This is a genomic window from Streptomyces sp. D2-8 (assembly GCF_023184515.1).
Classification (GTDB): Bacteria; Actinomycetota; Actinomycetes; order Streptomycetales; family Streptomycetaceae; genus Streptomyces.
Genome location: NZ_JAAHBP010000007.1, coordinates 127,201 through 143,646, shown reverse-complemented (window position 1 = coordinate 143,646; position 16,446 = coordinate 127,201). Strand labels below are relative to the sequence as shown.

The window sequence follows — 16,446 nt, the reverse complement described above, 5'->3', positions numbered from 1 at the left end:
GTCGAGGGCGGGGGCACGCCGACTGCCGGTTGCGGGCAACGCAAGGCCCGCTGTCCCCACCGCCCGTACGCGACGCTGACGGGGGACGGCGCACCGCGTGAGGTCGGCCGGGGCCGACGGCCGGCGCCGCTCTCCTGCGCACGGTGTGCGACGAGGCAGCCAGCCAGTCAGCCAGTCAGCCAGTCAGCCAGTCAGCCAGTCGGCCAGTCGGCCAGTCGGCCCGACCTGGTCCGCCGGCCGGGCCCGAGCTGATCCGCCGGCTGGGCCCGACCTCGTCCGCCGGGCCGGCGGTCTCCGCCCGCCCGGCGGCACGGCAAGCCGCCCTCCTGCCGTGCCGTCCGCCCTCGCGTCAGGGGTCCCTGCGTGCCGCGCCCGCCAGGATCCAGCCCTCCACCGCCTCGTACTGGTGGCGCTGCTCCTCCGACTTCTGGCGGCCGGAGGCGATCGTGCCCAGCCAGCCGCAGGCGAAGCCCAGGGGGATGGAGAGCAGCCCCGTGGTGGTGAACGGGAACCAGTTGAAGTCGGCGTCGGGGAAGGCCGAGACGGGTGAGCCGGAGACCAGGTTGGTGCCCGGCATCAGCAGCAGGACGGCCAGGGAGCCGCCGATGAGGGTGCTGAGCAGGCCCATTCGCGTGTAGCGGCGCCAGAACAGGCTGTAGACCAGCGCGGGCGCGATGGCCGAGGCACCCAGGCAGAAGGACAGCGTCACCAGCGGTTGCAGACTGCGGTGCTGGACCTGGGTGGCCAGGAGGATCGCGGTGACGCCCACGGCCAGGGCCGACAGCCGCGCCACGGTCATCTCGCGGCGCGGCGACATGTCCTGCACCCGGGCCGCGAACACGTCGTGCGCGAGGGAGTTGGCGCAGGCCAGGATCATGCCGGCGACGGAGGCGAGCAGGGTGAGGAAGACCGCTGTGGTGACGGTCGTGAACAGGAACGTCTCCGCCGACGACACCTGCGCCCCGAACGCCGCCTGTGATCCCAGCAGATACGCCGTGTTGCCCTGCGGGTCGACCTGTGCGATCAGCTCCCGCCCGACCAGCGCGGTCGCGCCGAAGCCGACGACCGTGATGACGAGCACGAACAGGGCCACGCCCGACACCGCCCAGGACATCGAACGCCGCACCTGCCGGGCGCTGGAGGCCGTGTACATGCGCATGGTGACGTGCGGCAGGACGCCACCGCCGAGAACGACCGTCAGTTGCGCGGTGATCATGTCGAGGTCGGGGCTGGGGCCGCCCGCGAACTGCAGGCCCGAGGAGAGGAACGCCGAGCCCACACCGCTGTTCGCGGCGGCCGCGTCGAACAGCGCCCCCGGGTCCCAGTCGAACCGGTTGAGGATCAGCACGGCGACCACCATGCCGGAGCCGAGCAGCATCACGATCTTCAGGATCTGGATGAGGGCGGTGCCCTTCATCCCGCCGATCGCCGCGTAACTGATCATCAGCGCGCCCACGCCGATGATGCAGCCCGTCTGCAGCGTCTCGCCGGAGAAGCCGAGGATGAACGCCATCAGCTGCCCGGTTCCGGCCAGCTGCACCACCATCAGCGGCACCAGCGCCGTCAGGGTCACGGCACAGGCCGCGATACGGACACCGCGTCCCGGCATCCGGCGGGTCAGCGCGTCGCCCATCGTGAAACGGCCCGCGTTGCGCAGCGGTTCGGCCAGCAGGAACATCAGCAGCATCAGGGACAGGGCCGTGCTCAGCGCCAGCACGATCCCGTCGTAGCCGAACAGCGCGATGACGCCGCCGGTGCCGAGGACGGTCGCGGCGGAGATGTAGTCGCCGGCGATCGCCAGGCCGTTGCGCATGGGCGACAGCGAGCTGTAGCCGGTGTAGAACTCGTCCAGGTCGTCCCGGTCCGGGCCCGTCATCACGCACAGCAGCAGCGTGATCGTGGCGACGGCGGTGAAGCCGACGAGGGACATGGCCTGGGCGTTGCCGCTGAAATCGGTGGTCACGGTGTCCCCTCCCGCTTCGCGTCCAGCTCGGCGTGCTTGCGTATCCGGTCCGCGATCGGGTCGACACGGCGGCGGGCCGTCTGCTCGTACAGGGCGATCGCCAGCCAGGTCACGGGGACCTGGAGGAGCGCGAGCAGCAGGCCGGTGGGCACGCCGTCGGTGACGGTGCTCGTCATGAACGACGGCGCGAACGCCGACAGGATCAGGAACAGGACGAAGTAGCCGAGCGCCGTGAGCGTGGCCACGCGCCGTTGCCAGCGGTAGGCGCTGCGCAGAACGCGAAGGTCGCTGTGATGTCCGAGCGCGGCGTGGCGCTGGGGACGCCGTCCGGCCGGTTCGGGCGCCTCCTGCGGTGCCCAGGGGTAGGTGTCGTACGTGTACGGGTCGTAGGACGACGGCGGACCGGGTGGTCGGTACGGGTAGGACGGGGACGGGTCGTAGGACATCCCGGTGCTCCTTGCGAGGTGGGATCCGGTGCGGCGGGCCGCAGGGAGGTGGGGGGCGGGAGCCACGCACGCTACTTCGGAGTAGGGGTCCTGCGCGAGGGTTTCTGCAAACTGATCGGTCGGTATGCGCTTGCCTTTCCGACCTCGGGTGTTACCCGCGTTAACCCGGAATCACCGGTGGTGCGGGCGGTGCGAACGCCAAGTTCCGGCGTACATAACGGAGTCCGGGGCGGCCGCCCACGCTCGTGTTCTCCACCTGTGTGAAGCCGTTGCGGTTCAGGACCCTCATGGAAGCCGGGTTGTCCAGGGTGGTGACCGCGGTGAGGGACGTCAGACCGTAGTCGGCGGCGGCGAGCCGGCACACGTGCGCGACGGCTGCCGTCGCCACGCCCCGGCCGGCGGCCTGTTCGCCGATGCGGTAGCCGAGTTCGGCGCCGCCGTCCGCCACATCGATCAGGTTCACCCGGCCGATCAGGTCACCGTCCTCCCCGAGGACCACATGGAAGTGGCACACGCGCGCGTGCTGCTCGTCGAGGAGCGCCCGGAGGCGGGCGGAGAAACCCGCAGGCGTGAAGAAGGCGTCCCCGCGGTCGGGCACCGTGCGGACGAAGTACGCCCGGTTCTCCCGCTCGAAGGCCAGCAGCGCGTCCGCGTGATCAGCCCGAAGGCGCTCCAAGGTCACCATGCGCGGGAGGATACGGACGCTCAGTCCTTCAGCACCGGGAATTTCCGCGGCGCGAGGAACAGCAGCACCAGGAACGCCAGGGCCGCCGCGCCCGCCGCACCCAGGTAGACCGCGTGCACCGCGTCGGCGATCGCCCGCCGGGTCGCCTCCGGCGCGCTGCCCGAGTCGAGCGCCCGCGTCACCGAGTCCAGGTCGCCCGCGCCGCCGAGCCGCGCGGCCAGCACCCCGTTGGCGACCGCGCCGAACACCGCGGCGCCGATCGTCTGGCCGGTCTGGCGGCAGAACAGCACGGACGCGGTCGTCGTACCGCGCTCCGCCCAGCCCACCGTCGACTGCACACCGACGATGAGCGGCAGCTGGAACAGGCCCAGCGCGGCGCCGAGCAGCAGCATCAGCAGCGTCGGCTGCCACGCCTGCCCTGGGTAGGGCAGGAAGGGGAACGCGAACAGGATCAGTGCGGCCGTGCCGATGCCCAGCATCGCCGTGTCGCGGAAGCCGATCCTGCGGTACACGTGCTGGCTCAGCGCCGCCGACACCGGCCAGCTCAACGTCCAGACGGACAGCACGAATCCGGCCGCCACGGGCGCGAGGCCCAGCACCGACTGGGCGTAGGTGGGCAGGAAGACCGACGGCGCGACCATCAGCAGGCCCAGCGCGCCCAGGGCCAGATTGACCGCGGCGATCGTGCGGCGCCGCCACACCCAGCCCGGGATGATCGGCTCCGCCGCCCGGCGCTCCACCAGCACCACGACCGCTACCAGGGCAAGTCCCGCACCGAACAGGGCCAGTGAGGGCACCGAGAGCCAGGGCCACGCCACCCCGCCCTGCACCAGGGCCGTGAGCAGCACGCCCCCGCAGGCGAACACCGCGAGCGCACCCGCCCAGTCCACGCGCCCGTGCGCGGTGGCTTCCCGCTCCGGCTCGTGGAGGTGACGGACGATCAGCCACAGCGCGACCGCGCCGATCGGCAGATTGACCAGGAAGATCCAGCGCCAGTCCGCGTACGCGGCGAGCACCCCGCCGATACCCGGGCCGGCGACCGCGGACACCGCCCACACCGTCGACAGCTTCGACTGGATCTTGGGGCGGTCCTTCAGCGGGTACAGGTCGGCGGCGAGTGTCTGCACCGTGCCCTGGAGTGCGCCGCCGCCCAGGCCCTGCACGATGCGGAACGCGATGAGCGCTCCCATGTTCCAGGCCAGCGCGCACAGCAGGGACCCGAGCAGGAAGAGCACCGACCCCGCTATGAGGACCGGTTTGCGGCCGAAGGTGTCGGAGAGCCTGCCGTACACGGGCAGCGTGACGGTCACGGCCAGCAGATAGCCGGAGAACAGCCAGGAGAAGACGGAGAAACCGCCCAGGTCCCCGACGATCTGCGGGACGGCGGTCGAGACGATGGTCGCGTCGAGCGCCGCGAGCGCCATCGAGAGCATCAGCGCCGCGACGACGGCTCCCCGCCGGCCGGTCGTGGCGGGACGTGCGGCCTCACGTGCCGCGGAACCGGTGCTGCCCACCCCGGGTTCCTCCCCTCGCCCCGGCCGCGCCCGCGCCACGGGCCCCGTCGCATGTATGCCCCTTGCACCTACCTGCCGCGGACAGCTTCCCACTTGACCCTGACGCAGCGGGAGGGTGGAGCCTGACCGGGCCGCCGGGTGGAGCCAACCCTGAGACCGCCTCCACCCTGCGGTGGACTGCCCCTAGGGGTACCTCCGTACTACGACCTGGGGAGGGTTCGTACCGACGGAGGACGAGACGGGCAGGGGCCCGTCCTTAACCTGGCTTTACGCCGCCGGGGGGCGGTTCGGCACACCGGCGGGGGTGGGGTTTTCCACAGCAAAAGACTGCGCTGAACACCAGGGCGCGGGACCCCTCCCCGCCGCGAGACTGAACGCGTCGGACGGATTCCTGGTCCGGCACCACGCACAGCGGCTGTCGACCAGGCGACCGCCTTCACCATCTGCTGACCGATATAGGAGACATACCGTGACTTCGGCTGTGACCATTCCCAGGCACGGGGGTACTGGAGGGCGTACGGCCGTTGCCGCGCGGGCGCGGCAGGTCGTGAAGGCGTACGGCTCCGGGGAGACCCGCGTCGTCGCCCTCGACCACGTCGACGTGGACATCGCACGCGGCCAGTTCACCGCGATCATGGGCCCCTCGGGCTCCGGCAAGTCCACGCTCATGCACTGCCTCGCCGGGCTCGACACCGTCACCGGCGGGCAGATCTACCTCGACGAGACCGAGATCACCGGTCTGAAGGACAAGAAGCTCACGCGGCTGCGCCGGGACCGGATCGGGTTCATCTTCCAGGCGTTCAACCTGCTGCCGACGCTGAACGCCGTCGAGAACATCACCCTGCCCATGGACATCGCGGGCCGTAAGCCGGACAAGCAGTGGCTGACGCGGGTCGTGGAGACCGTGGGGCTCGCCGACCGCCTCAAGCACCGGCCCACCCAGCTCTCCGGCGGCCAGCAGCAACGCGTCGCCGTGGCACGGGCCCTGGCGGCCCAGCCCGAGATCATCTTCGGTGACGAGCCGACCGGAAACCTCGACTCCCGCGCCGGCGCCGAGGTCCTCGGCTTCCTGCGCCGGTCCGTCGACGAGCTGGGCCAGACCATCGTGATGGTCACCCACGACCCGGTCGCCGCCAGTTACGCGGACCGTGTGCTGTACCTCGCCGACGGCCGCATCGTCGACGAGATGCTCAAGCCGACCGCCGAGGCCGTCCTGGACCGCATGAAGGACTTCGACGCCCGGGGGCGCACGTCATGACCGTCATGAAGACCTCGATGCGCAACTTCCTCGCGCACAAGGGGCGGATGGCGCTCTCCGCGATCGCCGTCCTGCTGTCGGTGGCCTTCGTCTGCGGCACGCTCGTCTTCACGGACACCATGTCGACCACGTTCGACAAGCTCTTCGCGGCCACCTCCTCCGACGTGACGGTGAGCGCCAAGGGCGCCTCCGACACCGGTGAGACGACCGCCGACAACGGCAAGCCGCCGGTCATGCCGGCCTCCGTGCTGGGCGAGGTCCGCAAGGCGCAGGGCGTGAAGTCCGCCGAGGGAGCGGTGTTCTCCACCTCGGTGACCGTCGTCGACGGCGACAAGGACAACCTGTCGCCCTCCAGCGGCGCCCCGACCATCGTGGGCAGCTGGAACAGCAACGAAGCCCGCACCATGAAGATCACCTCCGGTGCGGCGCCCAAGAGCGCCGACCAGATCATGGTCGACGCCGACACCGCCGACAAGCACGACCTGAAGCTCGGTGACGAGATCGGCGTGATCACCGCGGTCGGCACCCACACCGCGAAGGTCTCCGGCATCGCCGACTTCACCGTCACCAACCCCGGCGCCGCGATCTTCTACCTCGACACCAAGACCGCCCAGCAGACCCTGGTCGGCGCGAGCAACGTCTACACCAACGTCAACGTCACCGCGGCCGCCGGCGTCAGCGACGCGCAGCTGAAGAAGAACGTCACGGCCGAACTCGGCGGCGACTTCCAGGTGAAGACGGCCAAGGAGACCGCCGACGCCAACCAGAAGGACGTCGCCGGCTTCATGAACGTCATGAAGTACGCGATGCTCGGCTTCGCCGGGATCGCCTTCCTCGTCGGCATCTTCCTGATCATCAACACCTTCTCCATGCTGGTCGCCCAGCGCACCCGGGAGATCGGCCTGATGCGGGCCATCGGATCCTCCCGCAAGCAGGTCAACCGCTCCGTGCTGGCCGAGGCACTGCTGCTCGGCGTCGTCGGCTCGGTGCTCGGCGTCGCCGCGGGCGTCGGCCTCGCCATCGGCCTGATGAAGCTCATGGGCCAGATGGGCGTGGAACTGTCCACCGACGACCTCACGGTGGCCTGGACGACCCCGGTGGTCGGCCTCGTCCTCGGCGTGATCGTCACCGTACTGGCCGCCTACCTGCCCGCCCGGCGCGCCGGCAAGATCTCCCCGATGGCCGCCCTGCGCGACGCGGGAGCCCCCGCCGACGCCAAGGCCGGCTGGATCCGCGCCGCGATCGGCACGGTCCTCACCGGCACCGGCGGCCTCGCCCTCTACCTCGCGTCGGAGGCCGACAAGGCCAAGGACGGCTCGATGTGGCTGGGCCTCGGCGTGGTGCTGTCGCTGATCGGCTTCGTCGTCATCGGCCCGCTGCTCGCCGGCGCCGTGGTCCGCGTGCTCGGCGCGGTCCTGCTGCGGATGTTCGGCCCCGTGGGCCGCATGGCCGAGCGCAACGCCCTGCGCAACCCGCGCCGCACCGGCGCGACGGGCGCCGCGTTGATGATCGGCCTCGCCCTGGTGGCGTGCCTGTCCGTGGTCGGCTCGTCCATGGTGGCGTCCGCCACCGACCAGCTCGACAAGACCGTCGGCACGGACTTCATCATCCAGTCCGACAGCGGCCAGCTGGTCACCCCGCAGGCGGTCAAGGCCGTGAAGTCGTCGCCGGACCTGGAGCACGTCACGCAGTACAAGTGGACCAAGGCCGACTTCACCACCCCCGACGGCAAGATGCTCAAGGACACGGCGATCACGGCGGCCGACCCGACGTACGCGACCGACCTGCGCACCGAGACCGTCGCCGGCAAGCTCCCCGACGCCTACAAGCCCGACTCGATGTCGGTCCACGAGAAGTTCGCCAAGGACCACGGCATCAGCCTCGGCTCGAAGATCAAGGTGGCCTTCAAGGACGGTTCCGCGGCCGATCTGACGGTCCGGGCGATCACCAGCAGCGACGTCGTGATCGACGCCGGCGCGATGTACACGTCCATCTCGACGATGGCCACGTACGTCCCGGCCGACAAGATGCCGCTGGACACGCTGGTCTTCGCCAGCGCCAAGGAGGGGCAGCAGGACGCCGCCTACAAGTCCCTGAAGTCCGCGCTGCACGACTACCCGCAGTACACCGTGCGCGACCAGACCGACTACAAGGACGCCCTGAAGGACCAGATCGGCCAGCTGCTCAACATGATCTACGGCCTGCTGGCCCTGGCGATCATCGTCGCCATCCTGGGCGTGGTGAACACCCTGGCCCTGTCGGTGGTGGAGCGCACCAGGGAGATCGGCCTGATGCGGGCGATCGGCCTCTCCCGCCGGCAGCTGCGCCGCATGATCCGCATGGAGTCGGTCGTCATCGCCCTCTTCGGTGCCCTGCTGGGCCTCGGACTGGGCATGGGCTGGGGCGCCACCGCGCAGCAGCTGCTCGCCCTGGAGGGCCTGATGGTCCTGGACATCCCCTGGCCGACGATCATCGGCGTCTTCATCGGCTCGGCGTTCGTGGGCCTGTTCGCGGCACTGGTCCCGGCGTTCCGGGCGGGCCGGATGAACGTCCTGAACGCGATCGCGACGGAGTAGCCGTAGGCACCCAAGGACCACCGCACACGGGGGTTGCGGAGGATGGACCCGCCCCGGAGGCATCGCCTCCGGGGCGGGCCCGGCGGTTGTGCGGAGGCGGGGGAGGGTGTTCTCCAGGGCGATGTACTCCGGGTGACGCCGCGGGTGTCGCCCCGCCGGCAGACCCGGCGGCGCGGGGGCGTCATCCACAGGCCCGCCGCGCGGGCGCGCGTCGTCGTACGCTGGAGACCCCCCGGCCCGCGGCGCGCGTCGGGCCCGTCGTGTTGCCCACCCCTCTGGACCCCTGGACGGAAAGCCCCGAATGAGCCTGCACGGTCTGCTCGACGCCGTAGTCAAGGACGCCGCCCTCGCGGAAGCGATCAGGGCGGCCGCAGACGGCAACCGCATGCACGTCGACCTGGTCGGCCCCCCTGCGGCCCGCCCCTTCGCGGTCGCCGCCCTGGCCCGTGACACGGGCCGCCCGGTGCTGGCGGTCACGGCGACCGGCCGTGAGGCGGAGGACCTGGCCGCGGCCCTGCGCTCCCTCCTCCCGGCCGAGGAGGTCGTGGAGTACCCGTCCTGGGAGACGCTCCCGCACGAGCGGCTCAGCCCCCGCAGCGACACCGTCGGCCGCCGCCTGGCCGTGCTGCGCCGCCTGGCCCACCCCCGCCCCGACGACCCCGAGACCGGCCCGGTCTCGGTCGTCGTGGCACCCGTCCGGTCCGTGCTCCAGCCGCAGGTCAAGGGCCTCGGAGACCTGGAGCCGGTCTCCCTGAAGTCGGGGCAGAGCGCCGACCTGGGGGAGATCACCGGTGCCCTCGCGGCCGCGGCGTACGCGCGCGTGGAGCTCGTCGAGAAGCGCGGCGAGTTCGCCGTGCGCGGCGGCATCCTCGACGTGTTCCCGCCCACCGAGGAACACCCCCTGCGCGTCGAGTTCTGGGGCGACGACGTCGAGGAGATCCGCTATTTCAAGGTCGCCGACCAGCGCTCCCTCGAAGTCGCCGAGCACGGCCTGTGGGCGCCGCCGTGCCGCGAGCTGCTGCTCACGGAGGACGTCCGCACGCGCGCGCGTGCCCTGGCCGAACAGCACCCCGAGCTCGGTGAACTGCTCGGCAAGATCGCCGAGGGCATCGCCGTCGAGGGCATGGAGTCCCTCGCGCCGGTCCTCGTCGACGACATGGAGCTGCTGCTCGACGTCCTGCCCAAGGGCTCCATGGCCGTCGTGTGCGACCCGGAGCGGGTCCGCACGCGGGCGTCGGACCTCGTGGCCACCTCGCAGGAGTTCCTCCAGGCCTCCTGGGCGGCCACCGCCGGTGGCGGCGAGGCGCCCATCGACGTCGGCGCGGCCTCCCTGTGGTCCATCGCGGACGTCCGGGGCCGGGCCCGTGAGCTGGACATGATGTGGTGGTCGGTGTCGCCGTTCGCCGCCGACGAAGAGCTCACGGAGACATATGCCGCTGACGCGGCGGGCGACACCCTCAAGCTCGGCATGCGCGCCCCGGAGACCTACCGCGGCGACACCGCCAAGGCCCTCGCCGACACCAAGGGCTGGCTCGCCGACGGCTGGCGCACGGTGTTCGTCACCGAGGGTCACGGCCCGGCGGCCCGTACGGTCGAGGTGCTGGGCGGCGAGGGCATCGCGGCCCGCCTCGACTCCGACCTGGCCGGGATCTCCCCGTCCGTCGTGCACGTGGCGTGCGGCTCGATCGAGCACGGCTTCGTCGACGCGGCCCTCGGACTCGCCGTCCTGACCGAGACCGACCTGACCGGCCAGAAGGCGTCCGGCCGCGAGGGCGCCCGGATGCCGGCCCGCCGCCGCAAGACGATCGACCCGCTCACCCTGGAGCCGGGCGACTACATCGTCCACGAGCAGCACGGCGTGGGCCGCTACATCGAGATGGTGCAGCGCACCGTGCAGGGCGCCACCCGCGAGTACCTGGTCGTCGAGTACGCCCCCGCCAAGCGCGGCCAGCCCGGCGACCGCCTCTACATCCCCACCGACCAGCTGGAGCAGATCACCAAGTACGTCGGCGGCGAGGCCCCCACCCTGCACCGCCTCGGCGGCGCCGACTGGACGAAGACCAAGGCCCGTGCGAAGAAGGCCGTCAAGGAGATCGCCGCCGACCTCATCAAGCTGTACAGCGCCCGCATGGCCGCCCCCGGGCACGCCTTCGGGGCGGACACCCCCTGGCAGCGCGAACTGGAGGACGCCTTCCCCTACGCGGAGACGCCCGACCAGCTCACCACCATCGCCGAGGTCAAGGAGGACATGGAGAAGACGGTTCCGATGGACCGCCTGATCTGCGGCGACGTCGGCTACGGCAAGACCGAGATCGCGGTCCGCGCCGCGTTCAAGGCCGTCCAGGACGGCAAGCAGGTGGCCGTCCTGGTGCCCACGACCCTGCTGGTGCAGCAGCACTTCGGGACGTTCAGCGAGCGGTACGCGCAGTTCCCGGTCAACGTGAAGGCCCTGTCCCGCTTCCAGACCGACACCGAGGCCAAGGCGGTCCTGGAGGGCCTGCGCGAGGGCTCGGTCGACATCGTCATCGGCACGCACCGGCTGTTCTCGTCCGAGACCAAGTTCAAGGACCTGGGCCTGGTCATCGTCGACGAGGAGCAGCGCTTCGGCGTCGAGCACAAGGAGCAGCTGAAGAAGCTGCGGGCCAACGTCGACGTGCTGACGATGTCCGCGACCCCCATCCCCAGGACGCTGGAGATGGCGGTCACCGGCATCCGCGAGATGTCGACGATCACCACCCCGCCGGAGGAGCGCCACCCGGTGCTGACCTTCGTCGGCCCCTACGAGGAGAAGCAGATCGGCGCCGCCATCCGCCGTGAGCTGCTGCGCGAAGGCCAGGTCTTCTACATCCACAACCGCGTCGAGTCGATCGACCGGGCGGCCGCCCGGCTGCGCGAGATCGTCCCCGAGGCGCGCATCGCCACCGCCCACGGTCAGATGTCGGAGTCTGCGCTGGAGCAGGTCGTCGTCGACTTCTGGGAGAAGAAGTTCGACGTGCTGGTGTCCACGACGATCGTGGAGTCCGGCATCGACATCTCCAACGCCAACACCCTGATCGTGGAGCGCGGCGACAACTTCGGCCTGAGCCAGCTGCACCAGCTGCGCGGCCGGGTGGGCCGGGGCCGCGAGCGCGGCTACGCCTACTTCCTCTACCCGCCGGAGAAGCCGCTGACCGAGACCGCGCACGAGCGGCTCGCGACCATCGCCCAGCACACGGAGATGGGCGCCGGTATGTACGTGGCCATGAAGGACCTGGAGATCCGCGGCGCGGGCAACCTCCTCGGCGGCGAGCAGTCCGGCCACATCGCGGGCGTCGGCTTCGACCTGTACGTGCGGATGGTCGGCGAGGCCGTCGCCGACTACCGGCGGCAGCTGGAGACAGGCGAGATCGAGGAGGAGCCGCCGCTCGAGGTCAAGATCGAGCTGCCCGTCGACGCGCACGTCCCGCACGACTACGCGCCGGGCGAGCGGCTCAGGCTCCAGGCGTACCGCGCCATCGCCTCCGCCAACTCGGAGGAGGACATCAAGGCGGTCCGCGAGGAACTCGTCGACCGCTACGGCAAGCTGCCCGAGCCGGTGGAGAACCTGCTGCTCGTCGCGGGCCTGCGGATGTTCGCGCGCGCGTGCGGCGTCGGCGAGATCGTGCTGCAGGGTAACAACATCCGGTTCGCGCCGGTGGAGTTGCGCGAGTCGCAGGAGCTGCGCGTCAAGCGGCTGTACCCCGGGGTCGTCATCAAGCCGGCGGTCCACCAGGTGCTGGTGCCGCGCCCGAAGACCGCGAAGGTGGGCGGCAAGCCGCTGGTCGGACGGGAACTGCTGGCGTGGGTGGGGGAGTTCCTCACCTCGGTGCTGGGGTCCTGATGCCTCGGCGCACGGGGCGGCGCTGACGCCCTGGTTCCGCTGAGGTTCCGTCAGGCCACCGGGCGTACGTGGGTAGCGGTGGCCTGGTGCGGGGCCGTGCCGGTCGAGCGCCGTCCCGACGGCGCTCTCGGGGCCGCCGGCGGCCGTGATGTCGGCGACGAGCGGGCTGGTCCGGGACGGGTCATGGCCGGCGGTCCCGAGGAGCGGCGCCTCGCGCGGTCCCGAGGAGCGGCGCCTCGCGCGGTCCCGAGGAGCGGCGCCTCGCGGCGGCGGCCCACCGCCACGACGTGCGCGCGCCCTCGTCGGCGAAGGCATGCCCCTGACGTCAGGGGCAAGGTCAACCGCGTGCCCCACCCGGGGGTGCTAGTCGGCGGGGCGGAACAGCATCGCCGCCAGCCCGCGGAACACCTCCTCGGGGTCCTGATCGCCCACCGGGCCGTCGAGGTTGTGGCTGAGCAGCAGCGTGGCGAAACCATGGGCCAGGGACCAGGCCGCGACACCGGCGAGCCGGGCGTCGGTGCCGCGGCCCTCCGGCGGCACGGCGGCGACGGCGTCGCGCAGGGCGTCCGAGGCGAGGGCACGGGCGGTGGTCAGTTCCAGGTCGCCGCCGCGCAGCAGCTCGGGCGCGAACATCACCTGGAAGTGCGCCGGATACTCCCGCGCGAAACGCACGTAGCGCACGCCCGCCTCCTTCAGGTCCGCCGCCTCCCTGAGCGTGGTCGCGAGCAGTCCGAAGCCCTCGGCGGCGATCGCCGTGAGCAGCCCCGCGCGGTCCTTGAAGTGGTGGGCCGGCGCGGCGTGCGAGACACCGGCGCGGCGGGCGAGGTCGCGCAGACTCAGCGCGGCCGGACCGTCCGCCGCGATGACGTCGAGGGCGGCGCCGAGGATGGCACGGCGCAGATCACCGTGGTGGTACGGGCGGTTCGCGGGGCCCTTTTCGTTCGCTGATGCCTTGCTGGAGCTCATGGTCAGGAGCGTACGCCGAATCTTGTCATTGACAAGTTGGCCTCGACTCGGGCAATCTTGTCAGCGTCAAGTTGCGCGTGGCCGGATGCGAGTGGAGGTACGCCATGCCGGAACAGGTCAGTGAGATCGGCGAGGGCGCCGCGGCGCGGGAGGGCGGCGTGGAGCCGGCCCGCGTACGGCAGATGTGGCACCTGCTGGAGCCCTTGCACGCGGTGCTGTACTACGCCCCGGAGGCCTTCGCGGAGGCGGCTGCCCTCGGATACGACACGGGGGAGCGCTGGCCGAGCTACTTCCCGTATCGCGCCGCCCCGTTGGGGCAGGCCGGACCGGAACAGGTGGCCTCGGCCTTCTACAGCTTCAGCCCGCGCATGGTCGCCGAGTACGTCGAACCGGCGTGGAGAATCGCGAGCCCCATCGCGGTGATCGAGGCGAGGACGCGGGCGGTCGACAGGGCCTACCGCTCCCTGTTCGGCGACCGGGTGTCCGGCCCCGAGCTGGCGGAGGCCGCCGCACTCGCCCGGCGCGCGGCAGAGGCCGCGGACACCGCCGCCCGCCCACTGGCCGCGGCCAACGCGGGGCTCGACTGGCCGCAGGCCCCGCACCTGCAGTTGTGGCACGCGGCGACGATCCTGCGCGAACACCGCGGTGACGGCCACCTCGCGGCCCTGCTCATGGCGGAACTCGATCCCGTGGAGGCGCTCGTTTCCTTCGCCGCGATAGGTGCCGCGTCGGTGGAGCGCTTCGAGAGCCGCGGCTGGAGTCCTGAGCAGTGGACGGCCGCACGCGCCCGCCTGGCCGCCAGGGGACTGGTCGACGCGGACGGTACGGCGACGGAGGCGGGCCGCGCCCTGCGTCACCGCGTGGAGCGGCACACCGACCAACTGGCCGCCCGGCCCTGGGAGTCCCTCGGCCCGGTCGGTGCCGACCGTCTCGCCGAGCTGCTGGGCGACTTCTGGGTCGCGGTCCTGGCGTCGGGCCTGCTGCCCTCGGAGACGACGCTGGGCATAGGCAAGGTCTGACCGGAGGGGGCGGCCAGACTTCGCACATGGGAAGCCGCCCGCAGGAGATACGTCTGGGTCTCCGCGGACGGCCTCGGGTTCGGAGGCCTTACTGCTGTTCGGGCCGGTCCCGGTCGCGGTCCATGCCCAGAGAGCCCTCGACGCGCTGCTGGCCGGAGTCGACCTGGTCCTCGTACTTGCCGCCGGTCCTCTCGTTCATCCGCTCTTCCGCGGTGTCAGAGCCCTGCTTGCCCTTGTGCCGCGCCTGGCTCTTGAACTTGTCGAAGATGCCCATGCAAAGCTCCCTCCGGAGGTGACTCAGAACCGACGATACGCGCGAGATGCGAAGAATGCGCATTGAGGCCCGATGTGGTCTGAACCTCTTCCTCGCTACCGTGGGACCGGGCACCGGCCGCCCGTGCCGGAGCGGAACACGCAGACAGAGGAGGGGCGCACGGTGAGGCGTCTGAGGGGTGGGGCGGCACTGGCTGTCGCGATGGTGTTCACCGGTTCGGCACTGGCCGGCTGCGAGGGCCTGGCCCCGCCCGCGGACAGTGGTGGACCCTCCGGTTCCGGCGTTCCGGCCGCCGGTGACGGACGGGCCGTGAGCCCGCTGGACAACCCGGACGGCACCAAGCCGGGGCTGGCGGCGATCACTTCCAGCGCGGACAAGGAGAAGGCGCGTGCCCTGATCGAGAAGGTGACGACGAAGGGCCGCGGCCCCAAGACGGGCTACGAACGGGACAAGTTCGGCTACGCCTGGATGGACTCGGCACCCCGCGATGTCCCCTTCTCCCGCAACGGCTGCGACACGCGGAACGACCTTCTGAAACGAGACGGGGAAGACCTGCGCTTCCGGGCGGGGTCGGACTGCGTCGTCACCTCACTGACGCTGCACGACCCGTACACCGGGAAGGTCATCGAGTGGACCAAGTCCCATGCGATCAAGGTCCAGATAGACCACGTCATGCCGCTGTCGTACGACTGGCAGATGGGCGCCTCGCGCTGGACGGAGGACAAGCGGGAGTCCATCGCCAACGACCCGCTCAACCTCGTCCCGGTGGACGGGCCGACCAACGGCTCGAAGGGAGACTCCGGCCCGGCGTCCTGGCTCCCCCCGAACAAGCAGATCCGCTGCGCCTACTCGGTGCGCTTCGCCCAGGTGTCGCTGAAGTACGAACTCGCCGTGACGGCGGCCGACAAGGAGATGATGCTGGAGCAGTGCGGCGGGTAAGTGCCCCTGTCCGGAGGCCGGTTGATGGCGATGGGCTCAGAGGCCTGGCCATCTCCATGGGTCTCGGTTGCACCGCGCCGCTCTACGGGGGCGCGGCGGACCGGGTGCCCGCTCGGTAATTCGGTTCCGGGTGTCCGCCCCCGTGCCTACCGTGATCACATGCAGCCGAAGATATCGAGCCTCGCCGACCGCCCGGACATGCTGGAGCGGGTCGTCGGGATGGCGGACAGCTGGCCGAAGTTCGTGATCCAGGACCTCGTGGGCGCCGCCCACTTCCCACGGATCGCCACCGAACTCCCGGAGTACGTCCTGTTCGCCGAGGACGAGCGGGGCGAGATCGTGGCGAACGCCTACAGCGTGCCGTTCGCCCTCGACGCCGAGCACCGCGGCCGGCTGCCGGCCAACGGCTGGGACGCGGTGCTGGTGTGGGCCTTCTCCGACCTGCGGCGCGGAGTCCGGCCCGACACCGCCAGCGCGATCTCGGTCTCCGTCGCCCCGCAGGCACAGGGCCGCGGCCTGTCCGCGGTGATGCTCTCGGCCATGCGCGACAACGCCCGGGCCCGCGGCTTCCGCGAGGTCATAGCCCCGGTCCGCCCCAACGCCAAACACCTCGAACCGCACACGCCGATGGAGGAGTACGCCCACCGCGTCCGCCCCGACGGCCTGCCTCAGGACCCGTGGCTGCGCGTCCACGCCCGGGCCGGTGCCACCATCGACTCGGTGGCACCGGCGTCCATGACGGTGTCCGCCCCGCTCGCGGACTGGCGCCGCTGGACGGGCCTGCCCTTCGACACCGACGGCGACATCGAGGTGCCCGGCGGTCTGGTGCCGGTGCGCTGCGAAGTGGAGCGCGGGTACGCGGTGTACGTCGAGCCCAACGTGTGGATGCGGCACCCTTTGTAGGGCATGACGGACGGTCGGCCGCGACCGGCCCCGGGACGGCTGTT

General features: G+C 71.3%; 12 protein-coding genes. 6 read left to right on the top strand and 6 right to left on the bottom strand.

The window, feature by feature from the left end; translation table 11 throughout:
* Positions 1 to 349: 349 nt before the first annotated feature.
* The 4 genes from G3I77_RS14300 to G3I77_RS14285 all read right to left on the bottom strand — a co-directional run bounded on the left by G3I77_RS14300 (position 350) and on the right by G3I77_RS14285 (position 4,608).
* Entirely contained in the window at positions 350 to 1,963 is a 1,614-nt protein-coding gene (locus G3I77_RS14300; protein ID WP_248503686.1) for a cation acetate symporter, read from the bottom strand.
* Positions 1,960 to 2,409 (bottom strand): DUF485 domain-containing protein, encoded by a 450-nt coding sequence (locus G3I77_RS14295; RefSeq protein ID WP_248503684.1) that lies wholly within the window; start codon positions 2,407 to 2,409, stop codon positions 1,960 to 1,962. The genes G3I77_RS14300 and G3I77_RS14295 overlap by 4 nt, the downstream gene beginning before the upstream one ends.
* A 160-nt stretch (positions 2,410 to 2,569) precedes the next feature.
* Positions 2,570 to 3,094 (bottom strand): GNAT family N-acetyltransferase, encoded by a 525-nt coding sequence (locus tag G3I77_RS14290; protein WP_248503682.1) that lies wholly within the window; start codon positions 3,092 to 3,094, stop codon positions 2,570 to 2,572.
* Between the two features lie 20 nt (positions 3,095 to 3,114).
* A complete protein-coding gene (locus G3I77_RS14285) occupies positions 3,115 to 4,608 on the bottom strand; it encodes an MFS transporter (RefSeq protein ID WP_248503680.1) in 1,494 nt (497 codons plus the stop codon).
* Positions 4,609 to 5,077: 469 nt separating this feature from the next.
* Between G3I77_RS14285 and G3I77_RS14280 the strand changes: the two genes are divergently transcribed.
* The 3 genes from G3I77_RS14280 to mfd all read left to right on the top strand — a co-directional run bounded on the left by G3I77_RS14280 (position 5,078) and on the right by mfd (position 12,301).
* Complete coding sequence (locus tag G3I77_RS14280; RefSeq protein WP_248503677.1) at positions 5,078 to 5,866, top strand: ABC transporter ATP-binding protein; 789 nt, start codon at positions 5,078 to 5,080, stop codon at positions 5,864 to 5,866.
* The gene (locus G3I77_RS14275; protein ID WP_248503675.1) at positions 5,863 to 8,442 is read left to right on the top strand and encodes an ABC transporter permease; all 2,580 of its coding nucleotides are present in this window, start codon (positions 5,863 to 5,865) and stop codon (positions 8,440 to 8,442) included. The genes G3I77_RS14280 and G3I77_RS14275 overlap by 4 nt, the downstream gene beginning before the upstream one ends.
* A gap of 301 nt (positions 8,443 to 8,743) precedes the next feature.
* The gene (gene mfd / locus G3I77_RS14270; protein WP_248503673.1) at positions 8,744 to 12,301 is read left to right on the top strand and encodes a transcription-repair coupling factor; all 3,558 of its coding nucleotides are present in this window, start codon (positions 8,744 to 8,746) and stop codon (positions 12,299 to 12,301) included.
* A 363-nt stretch (positions 12,302 to 12,664) separates the two neighbouring features.
* Here mfd and G3I77_RS14265 read toward each other — a convergent pair whose 3' ends face one another.
* On the bottom strand, positions 12,665 to 13,267 hold the full coding sequence (locus G3I77_RS14265; protein WP_248503671.1) for a TetR/AcrR family transcriptional regulator: 603 nt from the start codon (positions 13,265 to 13,267) through the stop codon (positions 12,665 to 12,667).
* Between the two features lie 104 nt (positions 13,268 to 13,371).
* On the opposite strand from G3I77_RS14265, the gene G3I77_RS14260 reads away from it, so the two are divergent.
* The gene (locus G3I77_RS14260; RefSeq protein WP_248503669.1) at positions 13,372 to 14,286 is read left to right on the top strand and encodes a hypothetical protein; all 915 of its coding nucleotides are present in this window, start codon (positions 13,372 to 13,374) and stop codon (positions 14,284 to 14,286) included.
* Positions 14,287 to 14,374: 88 nt separating this feature from the next.
* On the opposite strand, the gene G3I77_RS14255 is transcribed toward G3I77_RS14260, so the two are convergent.
* Positions 14,375 to 14,560 (bottom strand): antitoxin, encoded by a 186-nt coding sequence (locus G3I77_RS14255; protein ID WP_248503667.1) that lies wholly within the window; start codon positions 14,558 to 14,560, stop codon positions 14,375 to 14,377.
* A gap of 162 nt (positions 14,561 to 14,722) precedes the next feature.
* Here G3I77_RS14255 and G3I77_RS14250 point away from each other — a divergent pair, with 162 nt between their 5' ends.
* Complete coding sequence (locus G3I77_RS14250; RefSeq protein ID WP_248503665.1) at positions 14,723 to 15,499, top strand: HNH endonuclease family protein; 777 nt, start codon at positions 14,723 to 14,725, stop codon at positions 15,497 to 15,499.
* 159 nt (positions 15,500 to 15,658) lie between these two features.
* The gene (locus tag G3I77_RS14245; RefSeq protein ID WP_248503663.1) at positions 15,659 to 16,402 is read left to right on the top strand and encodes an N-acetyltransferase; all 744 of its coding nucleotides are present in this window, start codon (positions 15,659 to 15,661) and stop codon (positions 16,400 to 16,402) included.
* Positions 16,403 to 16,446: the final 44 nt, after the last annotated feature.